Annotated in this window: 12 protein-coding genes; 6 read left to right on the top strand and 6 right to left on the bottom strand. The window is 64.7% G+C overall.

All coding sequences use genetic code 11. The annotated features are described in order from the left end of the window. Positions 1-1683 precede the first annotated feature (1683 nt). Together ACS8YF_RS03395 and maiA are read right to left on the bottom strand one after the other, a co-directional pair. Positions 1684-6477, bottom strand: coding sequence for an NAD-glutamate dehydrogenase (locus ACS8YF_RS03395; protein ID WP_440848811.1), 4794 nt, complete (start codon positions 6475-6477; stop codon positions 1684-1686). Between the two features lie 159 nt (positions 6478-6636). After that, positions 6637-7311 (bottom strand): maleylacetoacetate isomerase, encoded by a 675-nt coding sequence (gene maiA, locus ACS8YF_RS03390; RefSeq protein ID WP_440848810.1) that lies wholly within the window; start codon positions 7309-7311, stop codon positions 6637-6639. Between the two features lie 43 nt (positions 7312-7354). Here maiA and ACS8YF_RS03385 point away from each other — a divergent pair, with 43 nt between their 5' ends. After that, on the top strand, positions 7355-7714 hold the full coding sequence (locus tag ACS8YF_RS03385) for a DUF4870 family protein (RefSeq protein ID WP_440848809.1): 360 nt from the start codon (positions 7355-7357) through the stop codon (positions 7712-7714). Positions 7715-7758: 44 nt separating this feature from the next. Here the strand turns inward: ACS8YF_RS03385 and ACS8YF_RS03380 are convergent, their stop codons facing one another. Further along, positions 7759-8706, bottom strand: a complete 948-nt coding sequence (locus ACS8YF_RS03380) for a response regulator (protein WP_440848808.1) — start codon at positions 8704-8706, stop codon at positions 7759-7761. Between the two features lie 16 nt (positions 8707-8722). Then, entirely contained in the window at positions 8723-12148 is a 3426-nt protein-coding gene (locus ACS8YF_RS03375; RefSeq protein ID WP_440848807.1) for a response regulator, read from the bottom strand. Positions 12149-12478: 330 nt separating this feature from the next. On the opposite strand from ACS8YF_RS03375, the gene ACS8YF_RS03370 reads away from it, so the two are divergent. The 5 genes from ACS8YF_RS03370 to ACS8YF_RS03350 all read left to right on the top strand — a co-directional run bounded on the left by ACS8YF_RS03370 (position 12479) and on the right by ACS8YF_RS03350 (position 19129). Beyond that, positions 12479-14140, top strand: coding sequence for a purine-cytosine permease family protein (locus tag ACS8YF_RS03370; protein WP_440848806.1), 1662 nt, complete (start codon positions 12479-12481; stop codon positions 14138-14140). A gap of 75 nt (positions 14141-14215) precedes the next feature. Beyond that, on the top strand, positions 14216-15448 hold the full coding sequence (gene fmdA / locus ACS8YF_RS03365) for a formamidase (protein WP_440848805.1): 1233 nt from the start codon (positions 14216-14218) through the stop codon (positions 15446-15448). Continuing rightward, positions 15390-15788 (top strand): FmdB family zinc ribbon protein, encoded by a 399-nt coding sequence (locus ACS8YF_RS03360; protein WP_440848804.1) that lies wholly within the window; start codon positions 15390-15392, stop codon positions 15786-15788. Before fmdA ends, ACS8YF_RS03360 begins: the two co-directional genes overlap by 59 nt. Positions 15789-15847: 59 nt before the next feature. Further along, a complete protein-coding gene (locus tag ACS8YF_RS03355) occupies positions 15848-16891 on the top strand; it encodes an aliphatic amidase (protein WP_440848803.1) in 1044 nt (347 codons plus the stop codon). A 261-nt stretch (positions 16892-17152) separates the two neighbouring features. Beyond that, the gene (locus ACS8YF_RS03350) at positions 17153-19129 is read left to right on the top strand and encodes a hypothetical protein (RefSeq protein WP_440848802.1); all 1977 of its coding nucleotides are present in this window, start codon (positions 17153-17155) and stop codon (positions 19127-19129) included. A 69-nt stretch (positions 19130-19198) separates the two neighbouring features. Here the strand turns inward: ACS8YF_RS03350 and ACS8YF_RS03345 are convergent, their stop codons facing one another. Together ACS8YF_RS03345 and ACS8YF_RS03340 are read right to left on the bottom strand one after the other, a co-directional pair. Then, positions 19199-20425, bottom strand: coding sequence for an ATP-grasp domain-containing protein (locus ACS8YF_RS03345; protein WP_440848801.1), 1227 nt, complete (start codon positions 20423-20425; stop codon positions 19199-19201). A gap of 72 nt (positions 20426-20497) precedes the next feature. Then, positions 20498-21424, bottom strand: coding sequence for an ROK family protein (locus ACS8YF_RS03340; protein WP_440848800.1), 927 nt, complete (start codon positions 21422-21424; stop codon positions 20498-20500). Between the last annotated feature and the right edge of the window lie 65 nt (positions 21425-21489).

Here is a 21489-nt window from a genome sequence, read left to right as displayed (position 1 = left end):
AGAAGACAGATCCGTCAGTGATCGGGTGCGAAGCCAACGTCACATGCGGCGCTCACCGGACGACCTGTTTCAATCGGCGTAATCTGTGGATAGGCCTGTCTTCCGGACAGCCCCTGAAACCTGAACTTCTATCCGCAGATTACGCAGATTACGCAGATTACGCAGATTACGCAGATTTTTTAAAGTGGACTCGCGGTCGGCTTTTTATCGGTAGCGATAGCTGCGTTCCGTGCCGGTGCCGGGGCATGTTTTCCGCAGATCGACACAGATCCACGCAGATCAGAAGACCGACCTGTCAGTGATCGAGTGCCGAGCTAAACGGGCACTCACAGCTCACCGAGCCCTGTCTTTCAATCTGTGCAATCGGCGTAATCTGTGGATAGACCTGTCTGCCGGACAGCCCCTGAAACCTGAACTTCTATCCGCAGATTACACAGAGTACGCAGATTTTTTAAAGCAGACGCCAGGACTGTTGTTTTCAGTGGAAATAGTCGTTTGCACGCCGCTACCTGGGCATATTTTTTCCGCAGATCGACCCGGATCGACACAGATCAGAAGACGGGCTTGCATGCGACAGGTCGGGAAGCCAACCGCACACTCGGCGCTCACCGTACGACCTCTTTCAATCTGCGTACTCTGTGGGTAGACCTGTCTTCCGGACCGCAGAATACAAACAACCCGGAAAGCAAATACATCCGCCGTTTCAAATATCTGCGTCGATCGGCGTCGATCTGCGGATAAATGTTTTCAGAAACCGCCCCCGTGTCACCCGCCAGCACGCCATGCACACGGGCGCCGGTGGCAATAGCCGTTTCCGTGCCGCTATCTGGGCATATATTTTCCGCAGATCGACACAGATCCACGCAGATCAGAACACCGATCTGTCAGTGATCGAGTGCCGAGCTAAACGGGCACTCACAGCTCACCGAGCCGTGTCTTTTAATCTGCGCAATCGGCGTAATCTGTGGATAGACCTGTCTTCCGGACCGACCCCCGGGAACTGAACTTTTGATCCACAGATTGCACAGATTACGCAGATTTTTGAAAACGGACATCAGTACGGGTGTTTTCGGTGGCAATAGCGGTTTCCGCGCCGCCGCCGGGGCGTTTTTTCCGCAGATCGACGCAGATTCACGCAGATCATAAGACCGGCTTGTATGTGACATGGCGGAAAGCCAACCGCACACTGGGCGCTCACCGGGCCACCTCTTTCACTCTGTGCAATCGGCGTCATCTGTGGATAAACCCGTCTTCCGGGCTGCACCTCGTGGCTGAACCTTTCCTCCGGAGATACAATCGAATACGCAAACCCGAAAAGCAAATATATCCACTATTTAAAAGATCTGCGCTGATCTGCGTCGATCTGCGGATAAATATTTTCAGGCGCCAGGCGCCATGTCCGCCTCATGCGCTGATCCATGCTGATCGTAAGACCGGCTTGCAAGTGACCGAGTGCCGAGCCAGACGGACTCTGGGCGCTCGACCGGAGAACCTCTTTCAATCGGCGCAATCGGCGTCATCTGTGGATAGACCTGCCTTCCCGACCGCCGAATACATAAAGACCGGAAAGTGAATAAATCCACCATTTCAAATGGTCTGCGTCGATCTGCGGACAGACTTATCTTCCGGATCAGCTCAGGCGCGCCGCCCCGGGACTATGTTTGATTTGCCGGGCGGACGCTGCTATCCCGCTCCGCCGAGACTCGAGGGCCCCGGCTGGCCTAGCCGCGCGAGATCGCGCACGGCGACGGTGAGATGCTCCTGCGCCGGCTGTTCGATCGCCTGCAGTTCGGCCAGGCGTGCGCTGACGAAAGCCATGGTGTGTTCGCGCGCCGCACACCACTCGGCCAGCGGATCGTCGCCCTCCGTCGCCAGCACCTGGTCGACCAGGCGCTGGTGGATCAGATAGCTGTCGCTGCGCAGGCTGGTCCGGGCCAGATCCTGCCAGCGGCCGTTGGCAGGCAACTGGTGGATCGCTTCCTGCAGCCACGGCACGCCGAGGGCGTCGCCCAGGCGATAGTAGATATCCGCGACTTCGGCCACGGCCCGCGCGCGGCGCTCGGCCAGCGAGACGATATCCATGATGCCGCCGCCGACATCGGCCGACGCGATACGGCGCGCCAGTTCCTCGTCCACGCCGATCGCCTGCCAGTCCGCCAGGGTGCTTTCCCAACGCTGGGCGTAGCTGCCCACGAGCCGGTCCGCGAGCCCGGCCAGCAAATGCCGGGCGCCGGATTGATAACGGGTGATCAGATCGGAGATGTTGTAGCCGGTGTCGGTACTCGTGAGCCACCAGTTCATCGCATGCTTGAGCAGGCCGATGACGATACGGTGCGCCCGGTACTGCTCGGCCGCCGGAATGACGTTGTCCAGCGCCTCGATGGCGTTGAACAGCGTTTCCCCCTCGAGCCAGCCTTCGGCCAGCACGTAACCGCGGACCGCGGCTTCCATGCGTGCACCAAAGCCCGCCGGCAGGCGTTGCGCGGTGGCGATACCGAGCCGGTCGACCATCTGGTTCGTGACCAGGGTGGCAATCAACTCGCGCTTGAGGCGATGCTCGGTGACCGCTTCCGGAAAGCGCTCGACCAGCCGCGGCGGGAAGCCGTCGGTCAGCCAACTCTCCATCCAGGGGTCATCGGCAAGCCCGCCCTCGATGGCGGCCGCCGACAGCGTGAGCTTGTTGTAGGAAATAAGCACCGACAGCTCGGGACGGGTCAGGCCGGCGCGTTCGCGCCGCCGGGCCTCGATGGTCTCGTCGTCGGGCAGGCCTTCCAGGCGTCGATCCAGCCGGCCATCGCGCTCCAGTGCACGCATGAAGCTGATCTGCTCGTCGAAACGCGCCACGCTCTGGGTTTCCATCAGACTGATCTGCTGGGTCTGCAGATAATTGGTGCGTAGCACGAGAGCGATCACCGAAGGCGTCATTTCCGCCAGCAGCGCGTTGCGCGCCTCGCGGTCGATGCGGCCGGCCGCTTCCACCGTGCCCAGCGCGATCTTGATGTTGACCTCCATATCGGAGGAGTCCACGCCGCCGGAATTGTCGATGGCATCGGTGTTGAGCTTGCCGCCGTTCAGCGCGTATTCGATACGCCCTGCCTGGGTCAGCCCCAGGTTGCCGCCCTCGCCGACCACACGCGCCCGCAGTTCGCGGCCATCGACGCGCAGCGTGTCGTTGGCGCGATCGCCGACCTCGGTATGCGACTGGGTACTGGCCTTGACGTAGGTACCGATACCGCCATTCCACAGGAGGTCGACCGGCGCCTTGAGGATGGCGTTGATCAGATCGTCCGGCGCCATTCGCCGCGATTCGATGGCGAGTGCGACCCGGGCTTCGTCCGACAGATCGATCGTCTTCGCCGAACGGTCGAAAACGCCGCCGCCGCGCGAGATCAGGCGTTCATCGTAATCGCGCCAGCCCGACGCCGGACCGGCGAACAGGCGCTTGCGCTCCGCATAGGCCGCCGCGATGTCCGGGTCCGGGTCGATGAAGATATGCAGATGGTTGAACGCAGCGATCAGGCGGGTCTGTTCGGAGGCCAGCATGCCGTTGCCGAATACATCGCCGCCCATGTCGCCGATCGCCACCACCGAAAACGGCTCGCTCTGGATATCGCGTCCCATTTCGCGGAAATGGCGCTTGACGCCTTCCCAGGCGCCACGAGCGGTAATTCCCATCACCTTGTGGTCGTAGCCGGCGGAGCCGCCGGAGGCGAAGGCGTCGTCGAGCCAGAAACCGTACTCCGCCGACAGCGAATTCGCGATGTCGGAGAACGTGGCCGTGCCCTTGTCGGCCGCCACCACCAGATACGGATCGTCGCCGTCGCGCGCGATCACGCGTTCCGGCTTCACCACGCCGTCGCCGACGCGATTGTCGGTGATGTCGAGCAGACCGCGGATGAATATCTTGTAGGCGGAGATGCCGCGCGCCTGGCGCGCCTCGCGCGATTCGTCCGCGACCCCGTACTTGGCCACGAACCCGCCCTTGGCCCCGACCGGTACGATCACCGCGTTCTTGACCATCTGTGCCTTCATCAGCCCGAGCACTTCGGTGCGGAAGTCCTCGCGCCGGTCCGACCAGCGCAGTCCGCCGCGCGCCACCGGGCCGCCACGCAAATGGACGCCCTCGACGCTCGGGGCATAGACGAACGTCTCCACCCAGGGCCGCGGCTGCGGCAACTCCACCAGTTCGCTGGGATCGAGCTTGATCGAGACATGCGCCTTGGGCGCACCGGCCGCATCGCGCTGGAAATAATTCGTGCGCAGCGTGGCGATAACCACGCCGTAGAAGGCCCGCAGCACGCGGTCGGCGTCGAGGCTGGCGATTTCATCCAGTTCGGCCTCGATAGTGGCCCGGGCCTCGTCCTCGCCGCTGATCACACGGCTTCGATCCGGATCGAAGCGGGCTTCGAAAAGATCGATCAAGGCGCGGACCAGGGCCGCATGCTCGGCCAGCCGGTCGCCGATATAGACCGGCGAGAACGGCAGTTCGGTCTGCAGCAGATAGCGTGTGATGGCGCGGACCAGCACCACCTGACGCGGGGTGAACCCGGCATCGATGATCAGGCCGTTGAGCCCGTCGTCCTCGGCGGTGCCGGCCATGATCTGGTGAAACGCTTCGGCCAGATTGTCGCGGCAGGTGGGATCGGACAGTGCCTCGCCGTGGCCATGCCGGGCCTCGAACTCGTGGATCCATTGCACACTCTGGCCGATGCGCGCCACGCGATACGGGTGCTGGGTGAGCACCGACAGACCGAAGTGCTCGAATACCGGCAGCACGCGTGACAACGGCAGGTCGTCGCCATGGCCGTAAAGTTTGACCGTGAGCACGTCGCCCTCGGGCGCCATGGCGCGCAGCACCGGCTGGCTGTTGTCGTCCATCGCCGCCAGCACCTGGGCATCCGCCACCGCCGTGGCGGCATCGAAGCGCTCGCGATAAGCCGCGTCGAAGGCATGCGCATAGGCCGGCAACGACACCCCGGCCTCGCGCGCGGCCGCGGCGACCCGATCGGGCCAGCCACGCGTGACGGCGATCAACGCCTGTTCCAGCGCGCGCACATCGACCGGCTCGGTCGCCTGCCCGGTGGCAATCTGGTAATGCAGGCGCACTACGGCCCCGCGCAGGAACTCGGCATCGACATCCTGGCATTCACCGTTGAGATGACGCTCCAGCTCGGACCGGATCTGACTGCGCAGCGCCACGGTGTAGCGTTCCCGCGGGACATACACGATCGCGGCAAAGAAACGCCGGTAGCGATCGCGGCGCAGGAACAGGCGCAGCGGTTCGGTCTCGCGCATGTTGAGCACGCCGATGACGGTGTCATACAGCTCGTTCTCGCCGGTCTGGAACAGCTCGTCCCGCGGGAAGGTTTCCAGGATGTAGCGCAGATTCTTGGCGGCATGCGAGCGCGGGCGCAGCGCCGCGCGTGCCATGACGTGCGAGATCTTGTGCCGCAGCACCGGGATGTCGCGCGGGCTGGCGCGATAGGCATCGCCCGAGAACATGCCCAGAAACCGATGCGCGCCGATCACGTTGCCGGTGGCATCCAGCCGCTTGATGGCCACCACGTCCATCGTATCGGCATGATGAATCCAGGAATGCTGGTTGGCCTTGGTGATCACCAGCAGCCGCGACGACTGGGTGTATTCGTCGAGCACGTCGGCCGGCGCGACATAGCCCTCGGGGTCGATACCGGGCCGGTCCTCGCGCAGCAGGCCGAGCCCGGTGTCGGGCACGTCGGCCATGACGTCGGCCCCGTTCTCGTCCGTCTCGATCACCCGGCAGCGATAACCCAGCAGCGTGAAATGATCATCCGCCAGCCACGATACGAACGCCTGGGTTTCGGTACGTTCGTCGCGGTCAACCCCGCCGGCGGCGCGGTCGAGCTCGCTGACCACCGCCTGCAGGCGACGCCGCATGGGCTGCCAGTCCGCCACCACACAGGCCAGATCGGCGAGACTGGACTTCACCTGTTCGATCAGCGCATCGCCGTCGAGGCCGGCGGGTGCCGCGAACTCGATGCGGATCAGCGATTCCTCCGGCCCCGCGGGGAGATCCGTACCGGCGGCGCCGACCTCGATGAGCTCACCGTCGCCATCGCGCTCGACACGCACCACCGGATGCATCATCCAGTCGATCTCGGCGCCCCTACCACGGACGGCCAGGCTGACCGTGTCGACCAGAAAGGCCATGTCGTCGACCACGGTGAGCAGCGCCAGATCACAGTCGCTGCGGGCATCGTCGATGGTCTCGAGCGCCACGCGATACTCGCCACGCTTGCGCGGCTGGCACAGCAGCGCGAAGTGATGCCGCAACGCATCGTAGAGATGCGCGACCGAGCGCACCCGCAGCGCATCCGCCGGCACCCCCGCCAGACAGGTCTCGACGAAGGCGATCATCAGTTCGGGGCGCTCGAGCGTCGAGTCCTCGCCCACACAGGCACGAACTTCGGCGATCACAGCGGCGGTCTGGCTATTCATTGAGGGTCGGCATCACGGATCGTGAGGAGGACGTTACGCCCGCCACACCCGGCTCGACAAGCCTTGCGCATGCGGGCGTCGACTACCTGACACCGGGACCGCGCCGGCATGCGATTTTCCGGGCCCGACGATCCCGGGCCGACCCCGGTGGCGCGCCGGTCAGCGCGCCGGGGCGGTGCTGTCGCCCTGGGTGTCGGGCGCCGCCGCCTGGAAGGCGCCGAGCGCCATGCAGGCGCGGTAGATGCGACGGATGATCGGATAGGCGCCGAGGTTCACGTCATAGCGCTCGGCCATCGACACCTGCGGTACCAGGCAGACATCCGCCAGACTCGGCCGCGCGGTGAAGCAAAAACTGTGATTACCGGCCGGTTGCTCGGCGAGCAACGATTCCATCGGCCCGAACGCGGCATGAATCCAGTGTTCGAACCAGGCCCGGCGCCGATCGTAGGGCACATCCATTTCGTCGCGCAGATAGCGCAGCACGCGCAGGTTATTCAGCGGATGCGTATCGGCGATCGCGATCTGGGCGAACGACCGGATACGCGCGCGCAGGGCGATATCGCCGTGCAGCAACGGCCGCTCCGGATAGCGTTCCTCCAGATACTCCAGAATCGCCGACGACTGCGAGATGATCAGATCGTCCTCGACCCACAGCGCCGGGATCAGGCCCTGCGGGTTGATTTCCAGATACGGTCGGCGTTCATCGCTGCTGCCGTCCAGACCCGTGAAAATGGACTGGAAGGCCACACCTTTATAATTGAGCGCGATACGCACGCGATGAGCCGAAACACTGCGGTGGTGCGTGAACAACTTGAGCATGAACTGACCGGGCACGTGATTTGCCTTGCAAGTCTACGGTCCATGCCGGAGATTTGAAATGGAACGACACATGATCGCCGATCCCGAATCAAACGCGGTGGAACACAGCGAACGCAACGTGCTGCTGATCACCTACGTGCTGTACGGGCTCGGCTGCTTTTTCTTCGTGACCGCCGTCGCCGGCGTGATCGTCAATCACATCAAGATGGGCGAGCTGGCCCGCGGTGGCATGGCCTGGACGCATCATCGCTGGCTGATGCGCACGTTCTGGTTCACGATCCTGTGGAGCCTGATCTGCCTGGCGCTCGCGCCGTTCGTGGTGGGGTTCATCGGCTACGGCGTACTCTGGCTGTGGTGTTTCTATCGGTTCATCCGCGGTGTGGTCACCTTCGCCGACCGCCGCGCCATGCCGTTCTGAGCTGGCCCCCCGCCCCGAGGCGCGCCGCCGCCCAACCCGGCGAGCTACGGGCCGATCGTCTGCAGCGCGATCGCGGCCGCCGCGGCGCGCGTCTCCACCCCGAGCTTCGGAAAAATGTGCTCGAGATGCTTGTTTACCGTTCGCGGTTTCATGTCGAGGATCTCGGCGATGTCGCGGTTGGTCTTGCCGCGCGAGATCCAGAGCAGTACCTCGGCCTGGCGTCGTGTCAGGCCGAAACGGGCGACGAAATCGTCGATCGCGGCCTGGTCGTCGAACTCGACCAGCGTGAGAATCGCCCCGCCCTGCTCGGCCGGACCGGCGTAACGAATCGATAGCCGACCCAGTTCGCGCGTGACCTCGTACGGCCTGGACACGGATTCCGCCTGTTCCAGCCAGCGCAGCAGACCGAACGGCAGTCGACCGTCGATGTCGACATCGAAATAGCGCCGCAGGAGTTGCACGGCGCGCGAACTGTGCCAGCGGATACCGCCGTCGGCGGCGGTGATCAACGCCGCGCGGCCCCCCGCGTTGACCACCATGTCGGCCTGGCGTTGTAAGCGGATGCGCTTGAGATGCGCCTCGATGCGAACGCGTATTTCATCGGGTTTGAGCGGCTTGGTGACGTAATCGATGCCGCCGGCGCGAAAACCGCGCACGATGCTGTCGCTGTCGGTCAGCCCGGTCATGAAGATCACGGCCATTCCGGCCAGCGCGGTATCGCTCGTGATACGCCGGCAGACCTCGAAGCCATCCATTCCCGGCATGCGCGCGTCCAGCAGCACGATATCGGGCGTGATCAGGCGGGCCCGTTCCAGCGCCGAATGGCCATCGATCGCGGCGATCACGGTATAGCCGTCGCGCCCGAGCACTTCGGATACGAGCGCCAGCGTATCCGGATGATCGTCGACCACCAGCACCACACCCCGTATCCGAGGGGCATCGGACGCCGGATCCGGCTCATGGTGCGACATGACGTCATTGGCTACGACCATGGCGTACTCATCCCTTTCAGTCCTGCGCCGCGCGCGCCCGGCTTGCGTCGGCCAGGCGGCGCAGGCGTATCAATTCGTGCCGGCGCGCGGCGTCACGCAGATCGGCCAGCTGCGGCGCATATTGCGGGTGCGCGGTCTCGATCGCGGTAATTTCGGCGAGGACGCCCGCCATGTGCCCGATATCGATAGCGCTCGTCAGCCGCCGGGCCAGTTGGGCCGGCAACGGATGGGCCTGGTTCGACGACAGCCCGTCGATCGCGCCGGTTCGAGTGGTCGTGCGTGTCGGCACATCGGGCGTCGCACCGGCCTCGCGTCGCTGCCATTGCAGATGCAATAACTCTGCCAGCCGATCGAAAAGCTCGGCGAGATTGATCGGTTTGGCCAGAAACGCGTCACAGCCGGCCATACGACTGCGCGCGATGTTATCGGCATAGGCATTGGCCGAAACCACCAGCACGGGCGCGGCGCTCAGGTGCCGCTCGCGAATCATGCGGGCCGTCTCGAAACCGTCCATGCCCGGCATGGCGACGTCCATGAGGATCAAATCGGTGCGCTTGGTGGCCAACCAATGGAGCGCATCGGCACCATCCGCGCACTCATTCAGTGCAAAACCCAGCGGCTCGAGCGCGGCACGCAAAATGCCGCGCTGATCCGCTCGGTCATCGACCACCAGCAGGTGCCGCCGCGCGCCCGCGTAGCCGACGATCGGCTGCGCGGGCGCGCGCTCGCCGGCCGGGCGCGCGCAATTGGGCAAAAACACACGCAGCGCGAAGCGCGAACCGTTGGGCGCGTTCGCGCTTACCGTCAGATCGCCGCCCATCAACTGGGTCAGCAAGCGGCAAATGGTCAGGCCGAGCCCCGCACCCACGCCGCCGTCGCCGCCCTGGGCCACGCGCTCGAACGGCAGGAATATCTGCTCGCGTTTGTCGGACGCAATGCCCGGCCCCGTGTCGATAATCTCGAATGCCGCCACTTCCGAGGCGTAGTTCACGCGCACACACACGTCCCCGGTGCGCGTGAAACGAATCGCGTTGCCGATCAGATTGATCAGGATCTGACGCAGCCGTTGCAGGTCTCCGCGCACCGTGTCCGGCACCCGCTGCGAGGTTTCGATGGAAAAATCCAGGCCCTTGGCGAGCGCCTGCGGCGCGAACATGGCATCCAGCTGATCGAGCAATGCGGGCATATCGATCTCGCCGACATGCAGCGATATACGTCCGGCTTCGATACGGGCAATGTCCAGCAGGCCATCCACCAGGGCAAGCAGATGCTCGCCGCTCCGCTGGATGGTGGCGAGCTTGTCGGCATGCGCGGGCGCCATGTCGGGCTCGCGCATCAACAGCTGGGTATAGCCCAGCACGTTGTTCAGCGGGGTGCGCAGTTCGTGGCTCAATCCGGATACGTAACGGCTCTTGGCGCGGTTGGCCGACTCGGCCTCGGCTTTGGCCCGCGCCAGCTTGGCATCCGTCCGTTTGTGTGCCGCGACCTCGCGCATCAGTAACCGAGTCTGGCGCGAGGACTCGTGCTGCGCCACGTTGCGCGCCTCGCGCGCCAGGACCAGCCACCAGGCCAGGATGCCGACCGGCACCAGCATCAGGAAAAAAGTGCGCAGGAAGATCGCCCACAAGTGATGGCGCTCGGCGCTGTCCACCAGCGGTGTGATCTGGCTATAGACCGCGACCAGTGCGCCCACGAGCACGACCGACAACGCCACCAGCACCACGCCGTAGCGCGCCAGCCGCGTATACAGATGCGGCATCAAGGCGCTCGGCAGCACGCGTTGCAACAGCCCGTCGAGCTGGGCAGCGGCATGCGCACGCGGCCGGCAGCGGTCGCCGCAGCGCATGTCGAGACTGCAGCACAGCGAGCAGATGGGCCCGGCATAGGCCGGGCAAGCGGCCATATCGTCGGTCTCGAAGCGGTTGTTGCATAGCACGCAGCGCGCATGCCGGGTGCCATCATCCGCGAGTTGTGCCGCGGCGGCGGGCGAGCGCGCGAGATAGAACCGGCCGCCGGTGAGCCAGGCGATCACGGGTGCCGTGAGGAAAGCGCCGACAAGCGCGATCGCCGGCGCCGCGGCACGGCCGGCCACGCCGAAAACACCACCGTAGGCAGCCAGCGAGACCGCGCTCGCCAGAAGAAACGCCCCGATCCCGACCGGGTTCACGTCGTACAGATGGGCGCGCTTGAACTCGATGCCCGGTGGCGACAGACCGAGCGGCTTGTTGATCATCAGGTCCGCCGCCAGGGCGCCGAACCAGGCCGCCGCCACGTTGGCATACAGCCCGAGCACACGCTCGATCGCGTGGAATACGCCCATTTCCAGAAGAATAAGGGCGATGAGCACGTTGAAGACCAGCCACACCACGCGTCCGGGATGGCTGCGGGTCACCCGGGCGAAGAAATTGGACCACGCCAGCGAACCGGCATAGGCATTGGTCACGTTGATCTTGACCTGCGAGACGATCACGAACAGCACCGTCGCCGCCATCGCGAGGCCCGGCGACGAGAACACATAACCGTAAGCCACGTCGTACATATGAGTCGGTTCGGTCGCGCGCACATACGGCAACTGCTGCTGCAGGGCGAGAAACGCCAACAGCGCCCCGCCGAACATCTTCAGGCCACCGAGCACCACCCAACCCGGCCCCGCACCGATCACCGCCGCCCACCAGCGAATCCGGTTGCCCGGGCCGCGTTCGGGCAGAAAGCGCAGATAGTCGACCTGCTCGCCGATCTGCCCGATCAGCGCCAGCGCGATCCCGCAGGCCGAACCGAAGGCGATCCAGTCGAACGAGCCCGAGGCCTGCTGCCCGATATAGCGTTGAAACGCCGAGAAGGCCGACGGCTGACGCACGGCGATGAACACATAGGGCAGCACCAGCAGGGTCAGCCACAGCGGCTGGGTGAACCACTGCAAACGGTTGATCGCGGTGATGCCGAAGGTCACCAGCGGAATGATCGCCAGCGCGCTGATCAGATAGGCCAGCGGCAGCGTGATATCGAAATACAGCGATAGCGCCTGACCCATGATCGTCGCTTCGAGCGCGAAGAACAGAAAGGTGAAGCTGGCGTAGATCAACGAAGTGAGCGTGGAGCCGAGATAGCCGAAGCCGGCGCCGCGGGTCAGCAGGTCGATGTCCACGCCGTAGCGCGCCGCCGTATAGCTGATGGGCAGGCCGACGACGAAAATCGCGATACAGACCACGACGATCGCCCAGGCCGTGTTGACGAACCCGTAGCGCAGCATGAGCACGGCCCCGATCGCCTCCAGCACCAGAAACGAGATGCCGCCCAGGGCCGTATTGGCGATGCGCAATTCCGACCATTTGCGAAACGAGCGCGCCGTGAAGCGCAGCGCGTAGTCCTCGAGCGTCTCATCGCCCACCCAACGATTGTAGGCCCGGCGGATCTTGACGACGCGTTGGGGCCCCCTGGACATGTTGTGCCACCCCGGCTGCGGCCGATCGAACGAGTTTCGATCGTACCGTCCCGATCCTGCAGGAAACGCGCCAACCACTACGTCGAATGACGTAGGCCACTGCGTTGATCGGCGTATATGCCGGCCCCGTCGCTTGCGCCAGTCTCGATACCGAGCCGGGTGCTCGATCAGCGCGCCCGGCGTTCACGGAACAAACGACGCAAACCGCCGACACCGGAGCGAGCGACCGGCAACGCCCAGCCGCACCGGGCCGGCCGCGGTCGCGTCACAACACCGGCGGGCTCGGCACGACGCCGCCGGCAACTCGGGTCGACATCAACGGAGACGATAATGAGTAGCGTGGTAAACGAAGGCGGGCGCAATCGCACCTTCAACAAATGGGTGAGCAACCCGGTGCTGGAAGACTATTCGCTGCGTTATGCGCCGAAATCCTTCCGTACCTGGTCGGAATACGCGGTGGCGACCGCAGCCCTCGGCGGCATCGCCTATATGGCCGATCAAGCCATCGGCGGTTCGCTGGCGGTGCAGTTCGGCTTCATGAACGCATTCTGGGGCATTTTCGCGGCCGCTATCATCATCTTTCTGACCGGCATTCCGATCGCCTATTACTCGGCGCGCTATAACGTCGACGTCGACCTGCTCACCCGCGGCGCCGGCTTCGGCTATCTCGGCTCGACCATCACCTCGGTCATTTACGCCAGCTTCACCTTCATATTCTTCGCCCTCGAAGGCTCGATCATGGGCCAGGCGCTGAATCTGTATTTCGGCATCCCGCTGGCGATCGGCTATCTGCTGGGGGCGATCGTGATCATCCCGCTGGTGGTGTTCGGCATGAGTCTGTTGTCGAAGCTGCAGATGTGGACCCAGCCGATCTGGCTGATCCTGCTGTTCACCCCGCCGATCGCGGTGCTGTTCGGCAAGCCGCATGCGATCGCCGACTGGGTGCACTTCGGCGGCAACTCGCCGAGCCACGCCGGCTTCGATCCGTTGCTGTTCGGTACCGCGGCCGGCATCGCGCTGTCGCTGATCGCCCAGATCGGCGAGCAGGCGGATTATCTGCGCTTCATGCCGGACAAGACCCGCGCCAACCGCGGCAAGTGGTGGTTCGCGGTGCTGGCCGCCGGCCCGGGCTGGGTGATTCTGGGCGCGCTCAAGCAGTGGATGGGCTCGTTCTTCGCTTCGGTGTCGGTGGCCAACGGTACGTCGCTGGCCCAGGCCGACCAGCCGATCCATATGTATGTGTCGGGCTTCAGCTATATGTTCTCGAGCCCGTTCGTGGCCCTGTCGATCGCGACCTTCTTCGTGCTGCTGTCGCAGGTCAAGATCAATGTCACCAACGCCTACTCGGGCTCACTGTCCTGGTCGAACTTCTTCTCGCGCATTCTGCACAGCCATCCGGGCCGTGTGGTCTATGTGTTCTTCAACGTCGGCATCGCGCTGGCGCTGATGGAAGCCAACATGTTCGCCGTGCTGGGCCATATCCTCGGCTTTTATTCCAACGTGGCGGTGGCCTGGATCGGGGCGGTGACCGCGGATCTGGTCATCAACAAGCCGATCCTGAAGCTCAGCCCGTCCTATATCGAGTTCAAGCGCGCGCATCTGTACAACTTCAACCCGGTGGGCTTCGGCTCGATGATGTTCGCCTCGGTGATCTCGGTGATTGCCTTCTTCGGCTACTTCGGCGCCTATGCCCAGTCCTACTCCTGCTTCATCGCGCTGGGCCTGGCGTTCATCGCCTCGCCGATCGTGTGCCTGATCACCCAGGGCAAGTACTACCTGGCGCGCACCTCCGAAAAAGAGCTGCGCGAGCATGAGCATGCCTCGATGATCGCCTGCATCTCCTGCGAGTACGAATACGAGAAGAAGGACATGGTGTATTGCCCGTTCCACACCGGCCCGATCTGCTCGCTGTGCTGCTCGCTGGAAGGCGCCTGCCACGACGTGTGCAAGGAAGAGCCGGCCGCGGCCACCGCCCGCGCGCAGGCTGCCTAGGTTGGCCGGGCCGCCGGCCGCATGCGCCGGCGGCCCGACCCTCCCCCTATTCTTCTTATCGCAGGAAACTGACCCATGACCGATACCCTGATCAAGGTCGATCTCGATACCCACGCCACCCACAACCCGCAGACCCACAACCGCTGGCATCCCGACATCCCGATGGCCTGCTGGGTGAGCCCGGGCGACGATTTCATTCTGGAGACCTACGACTGGACCTCGGGCGCGATCGCCAACAACGACGACGCGTCTGACGTGCGCGACGTCGATCTGTCCACGGTGCATTACTTGTCCGGCCCGGTCGGTGTGAAAGGCGCCGAAGCCGGCGACCTGCTGGTGGTCGATCTGCTCGACATCGGCGCGCTCAAGGGCGCCGAATGGGGCTTCAACGGCTTTTTCTCGAAACAGAACGGCGGCGGATTCCTGACCGATCACTTCCCCTACGCCCAGAAGTCGATCTGGGATTTTCACGGCCTGTACACCACCTCGCGCCACGTGCCGGGAGTGCGCTTCGCCGGCCTCGTCCACCCGGGGCTGATCGGCTGCCTGCCCAGCCAGGAATTGCTCGACACCTGGAACAAACGCGAAGCCGACCTGATCGCGACGGATCCGGACCGCGTCCCGCCGCTGGCCAATCCGCCGGCGCCGGCCACCGCCCATATGGGCGCCCTGACCGGTGACGCACGCGCGAAGGCCGCCGCCGAGGGCGCACGCACGGTACCGCCCCGCGAACACGGCGGCAACGTCGACATCAAGGATCTGTCGCGCGGCTCGAAGATCTATTTCCCGGTCTATGTCGACGGCGGCGGCCTGTCGGTGGGCGATCTGCACTTCAGCCAGGGCGACGGCGAAATCACCTTCTGCGGCGCGATCGAAATGGCCGGCGGCTGGGTGCACATGAAGGTCGAGCTGATCAAGAACGGCATGGCCAAGTACGGCATCAAGTCGCCGATCTTCAAGCCCAGCCCGATCACCCCGAACTACCAGGACTACCTGATCTTCGAGGGCATCTCGGTCGACGAAACCGGGCAGCAGCACTATCTGGACGTCAACGTCGCCTACCGCCAGGCCTGTCTGAACGCGATCGAGTATATGACCCGGTTCGGCTATTCGCGCGCCCAGGCGCATTCGATTCTGGGCGTCGCCCCCGTTCAGGGCCATATCAGCGGCGTGGTCGATATTCCCAATGCCTGCGCCACGCTCTGGCTGCCGCAGGAGATCTTCGAGTTCGATATCAGCCCCGGCGCCGATGGACCGACAAGACACCTGGACGGATCGGTGGACATGCCGATCGCATACGACGAATAGGCCGGCCATGCCGATCTACGAATTCGACTGTCCCGACTGCGGCGGTTTTTCGGCGATGCGGCCCATGGCCGAGTCGCAGGCACCCGGCGACTGCCCGCACTGCGGCAGCGCGTCGCGCCGGGTGATTCTCTCAGCGCCAGCCGTCTCACGCGTATCCAAGGCCACCCGCGTGGCGCACGAAACCAACGCGCGCAGTGCGCATTCACCGCATACATCAGCCACCTACGGCGGTGGCCATCCGGCTGGCTGCGGCTGCTGCTCGCCAGCCCCCCGGCCGGCCGGGTCGACGCCGCCCACCCGGACCCGAACCGGTCATCGCCCGTGGATGATCAGCCACTGATCGGGCCATCAACACCCCAGCCATGCGCGACTCGCTACGCGCTCTGACGGAGAATAAACATGAGACACGGAGATATTTCCAGCAGCGCCGACACCGTCGGCGTCGCAGTGGTCAACTACAAAATGCCGCGCTTGCATACCCGCGACCAGGTCGCGGCCAACGCGCGCCACATCGCCGAAATGATTCAGGGCATGAAAACCGGCCTGCCGGGCATGGATCTGGTCATCTTCCCCGAATACTCGACCCAGGGGATCATGTACGACCGCGACGAAATGATGGCCACCGCCGCGCCGATTCCGGGCGACGAAACCGAGATCTTCGCCGCGGCCTGCCGCGCGGCCGACACCTGGGGCGTGTTCTCGATCACCGGCGAACGCCACGAGGCCCATCCCGACAAATCGCCCTACAACACGCTGATTCTGATCGACAACAAAGGCGCGATCGTCCAGAAGTATCGGAAATGCATTCCCTGGTGTCCGATCGAGGGTTGGTATCCGGGCGACGACACCTATGTCTGCGAGGGGCCGAAGGGCCTCAGGATCAGCCTGATCATCTGCGATGACGGCAACTACCCGGAAATCTGGCGCGACTGTGCCATGAAGGGCGCGGAGCTGATCATTCGTTGCCAGGGCTATATGTACCCGGCCAAGGAACAGCAGATCATGATGTCCAAGTGCATGGCGTGGGCCAACAATTCCTATGTGGCCGTGGCCAATGCCGCCGGCTTCGACGGCGTGTACTCCTACTTCGGCCATTCCGCGATCATCGGCTTCGACGGCCGCACCCTCGGCGAATGCGGTACCGAGGAAAACGGCATTCAGTATGCCCAGCTGTCGGTGTCGGCGATTCGCGACGCCCGCGCGAACGACCAGTCCCAGAACCATTTATTCAAACTGCTGCACCGCGGCTATACCGGTATTCATGATTCCGGCGACGGCGACCACGGCGTGGCGGAATGCCCCTTCACCTTCTATCGCGACTGGATCAACGATCCGAACGCCACGCAACAGCGCGTCGAAGCGCTGACGCGCCCGGCGGTCGGCACCGATCAGTGCCCGGTCAAGGATCTGCCCACCACCGGGCGCACCGGCACCGATGGCTGAACCGGCCGTCCGCTCGGGCGGCATCCCGGCCGGGCCGCTGCCCCTGAGCCGCACCCAACGACTGGATCGGCAGACCAACCGGGCGGGCGTGCAAGCACCCGCCCGAGGCATCGGCCACAGTGGCCTTTTGACCGCGACTGCAGCCAGCCCGAGCACCGGGCGACGGCTATGGTACCGTCGTGATAACACTCGAAGCAGCCGATCCCGGGCCGGCCGATAGGTTTCGGCGATGCCCGGTCGTCTTACGCCGGGAGGTTTTGCTTGTCGCAATCGACGGCCAGTCCACGACATCTTCAGGCCCGCTACGTCGATGATTTCGAGCAGACGCTTGAGCGGCTGTCTACGGCGCCTTCGTTTTCCAAATTCACGCATCAAATCCGGTTGCTGGGCCGCGCTCAGAAGTTGCTGCGCGACCCCGAGGGGGTCGAAGCCCTGTACTCGTTCGCCCCGCGGTTCGACGCGGCCGGGGTTTTTCTGGGCGGCGACTGGCTGGAGCCGGGGCAACTCGAGCCGGCCCTGGCCGGGCCGACGCTACGCGCCGGCGGCGCCGATGCCACCCTGGAGAGCCTGAGCGAGCTGCGATTGCTCGCGGTCGCCGAACAGATCGCGCCCACCGACCGGCTCACCGCCGACGCTGCCCGAGCGCTTCTGTGCGAGATCCTCGCCGCGAATCTCGATTTGCTGTTCCCCGTGGCCACCGAAGCTACGCGCGACGCCCACAACGCAACGCTCGACCGCGCGCAAACGCTGTTCGGCTTTTTGTTCGCCCGCGTTGGCGCCGGCGCGATCCTCGACGCCCTCGTCGCCGAGGTCGAACGCGTCATGGCGCAGCGCCCGATTGCCCTGGGGCGGGTGGAATCGCTGCTCGGCGCTGCCGAGCGGGCGCTTGCCACGGGTGATGTCGATGACGCCGCCGCCGCCCGTGCCACGCCGTGGCTCCGGGCGTTGCGTGCACCGACCGAACTCGCCACCCGCATGCGCCGCGACGACTGTCCAGCAGCGCTGGCCGAACTCGACGACCGCGCGCTGGCGGCCGAAGCCGCCGCTTTCGGGCACTCAATGACGCGCCACGGTCTGGTCTGCCCGGCGCACGCCGATCTGGTACGGCATCTGTGCCGGGCCGCACCGGCGCTGCTGCCGATCGCACTGGATCTCGACGCCACCGGGCAGGCCGCCTGGGCCCGGCATTCCGACGCAATCGAAACGCTGATTCAGGCCAGCGTGATACGCGCCACCGCGCCGGCGATTTACGGGCTGGCGCGGCTGTTGAACGACGGCATGGCGCGGCTGGATACCGTGCTGCCGGGGCTGGACCGCCTGACCCGGCTCGCGCTTCATCCGCGCGTCGCGCAAGTCCTGACCGAAACCGCCCCGGACGTCCCGGCGATGCCACGCCTGGTCGCCGGCGCCATCGCGGTACTCGGCCAGCCCCGCGGTATCGATCAGGGGTTCAACCCCACCTGCCAGGCGGCCCGCGCGATCTGCCTGTGGAGCTGCAACGATCCGGCCCATTTGCTGGCACTGCTGATCGAGGCCAGCGAAACGAACGACCTGGTGCTGGACTTCGAGAACCACCCGATCCGGGCCAGCGAAACCGGGCTCGGTATGGCCAGGACGTTACATACCGAGCTCGATCCCGTCTCGCTCGTGCTCACGCCGCATCTGGATCGCATCTATGTGGAGATGGGCCGACGCACCGCGCATCGCTGCGGCGACGGTCATCGCTGGGTCAACCGCGAGATGCACGGCGCCTGGGTCGCGCCGGATTTCGCCGAACTGATCGATCTGGCCGCTGGCGGCATCGCCGATTTCGACGCCTTCGTTCGCCTGTTCCACGCCAGTTATCACCCCGCGTTCAACGGCGAGCGCGAGGTGGAATATGCCCAACCCTGCGGCATTGCGGCCACCGACGCCGCCGGCACCTACATCGGCTGGCATGCCATATCGATCCAGCGCGTGGCGCGCGATCCGGACGGTACCTGGCGGGTCTATTTCTTCAATCCGAATCGCGACAAGGGGCAGAACTGGGGGCAAGGGATCGAGACCTCGACGGCCGGTACCGGCGAACTCGCTGGAGAGTCTTCACTGCCGTTCGGGCAGTTCGCGTCGCGCCTGTATGTCTTTCATTACCGTGGGCATGCCATCGGCGATCCGGCGGCGGTACCCGAAACCGAGGTGGCCGCCATCCGGGCGCGCGTCGCCGCCGGCTGGGGCGCGCGCTTCACCTGGCTCGAATGAAAAACGCCGCGGGCCGATGTAATCGATCCGCGGCGTCGTCAAGGCCGGCCCGAGCCGGCGTGCCCCCTGCTAGACGTAGAAATCCAGCTCTTCGTTGTGTTTCAGCCAGTCCCGCATGCGATGCGGATCGTCACCGAAATAGAAGATCAGGCCCCAGTGCGTGCCGAAGGCGTTGCGCTTGGTCACGGTTTCCTGCATCGGCGCGGTCAGCTCGTGGTAATCGAAATATTCGTGTTCGGATACTTCGTCGGGGATCTCCAGCTTGGAGACCACGCGCTTGCGCGGATACACGCCGAAACAGCCGGCATAGCCCTTGGCGTCGGTCACCGGCTCGGGGAAGAAATCCTCGACCTCTTGCGCCGTGGTCTTCGGATCGAACACCAGCATGGACGCCTGATACGCATTGAAGTCATAAGCCCGCTCGATCAGTTCGAACGCCTTGAAGCCCGGCGGGCGATAGGCCACCTCGCCGAAGTACATGGTGCCGTCGGAGGTCACGAAGTATTCCGGATGAATCTGACCAAACTGGATGTCGAAGGTCTTGATCAACAGTTCGATCTGCTGTGTGATCAGGTGGCGCCAGGATTCCAGCTCGGGCGTGGCGGGCACGAACACGGAGTAGCCGAGCGTGACGTATTCCGAGATGTTCAGGAACTGGATCTTGCCGTTCCAGACCCAGGCCTCGACCGCGAATTCCCAGCCATCCAGATGGCTTTCCATCAGCAGCGGGTATTCGGCCTCGGGAATCTGCTCGATCTCCTCGGCAGTCCGGATCATGCGATGGCCGAGACAACCGGCCTTGTCGAAGGCCTTGAGATGAATCGGATCGTCGATGTCGCCGTCGAGCTTGAGCAGGGTCTGGTTGACGCGCTTGAAAAAGCGATAGACGTCGTCCTTTTCGTGCGCTTCCTCGAAAATACCGACCCGGATGCCGCCCAACTGGGCCCGACGCTTCATCAATGCCTTGTCGCGGAACAGCACGGCCTGACCGTGCAGGCGCGGGTTGTCCATCAACACCGCGTTGATCGCCCCGGCCCACTCGACCACTTCCTCGAACAGCGGCACCGCCGCGTCGACACCCATTTCCTTGAGCCGTTCGGCGATCTCCATCGAGCGATCGTTCAGGCGCTCGAAGTTCCAGGGCACATAGGGAATATCGTGCTGCTGGCAGTAATCCTCCGCCCACTCGGGTGCAACGACCACATAGCGCCGATCGAATTTCTCGGCGGCCTCGATGGCCCCCATCGCCCAGCCCAGAAGGGCTATATAACCTTTATCAGGATTCTTCTCCGCCATGACGGCTCCGTGGAACGAATCGTTACCCGACCATAGCACAGGGCCGCGAATCCCCCTCGGCCGCGACCGCGTTCATGCGCCGGGCACCGGCCACAGCAAAGCCGCCCCGCAAGCGATCGAGACCTCGCCGTGCGCAGCCGGCACGAGGGTGGTTCGGAGATCGTCGGTGGCGCAGTGGCGCGCCCACACCTTGGGGACTTCGCTATACAGCCAGCGAATACGCGACAGCCCGCCGCCAACCACGATGATTTCCGGCTCGATGAGATTGATGACCGCCGCGAATGCCCGTGCACTGCGCGCCAGCCAATCACGCAGGGTTATCCCGGCCAGGCGCTCCCCGGCCTCGGCCCGTGCCACGATATCGGGCACGGCGAGCGCATGGCCGCCCCGGCGCTCATGATCGCGACTCATCCCGGGTCCGGACAACCACGTTTCGATACAGCCGCTCAGCCCGCAGCCACAAGTCGGGGCGCCCCGCATCTCGGCGGCACTCGGCCAGGGCAGGCTATTGTGCCCCCAGGCACCGGCGAACCCGTTCGCGCCACCGACAAGCCGGCCGTCAATCATCAGCGCGCCGGATACGCCGCTGCCGAGTACGGCGGCGAACACCCGGCGCGCGCCCGCGGTCGCCCCGCTGCTCTGTTCGGCCCCGGCCAGGCAACCGGCCTTGTGCGCGGTACGCACATTGCGCCCGAGGGTCGCGGCAAGATCCCGCGGCAGCGGGCGGTTGTTCAACCAGCCCGCATGCGAGCCACATATCAGATGTCGGCTCGCGTTCAGGCGCCCCGGCGTCGCCACACCGACCGGCAGACCCTCGATACCGACATCCGTTTCCAGCATGCCGACCATCTCGACAATCGCGGCGACCGTGGCCGAATAATCCCCGACCGGCACCGCCAGACGCCGTTCGGCATGCACGCGATGATCGGCGTCGACGATCGCCCCGGTGAGGCGCGAGCAACCGAGATCGATCCCCAGGCGCAGGTCACTGGGGCTCACGGGCGGGCCCCGAACACGCCACGGCGAGCACACAGGAGTTGATCACGACACATCGGCTTGAGTTG

It is taken from the genome of Salinisphaera sp. SWV1, assembly GCF_052044155.1.
Classification (GTDB): domain Bacteria; phylum Pseudomonadota; class Gammaproteobacteria; order Nevskiales; family Salinisphaeraceae; genus Salinisphaera.
The sequence above is the reverse complement of the archived record's forward strand: the minus strand, read 5'-3'. Positions and strand labels throughout refer to the sequence as shown.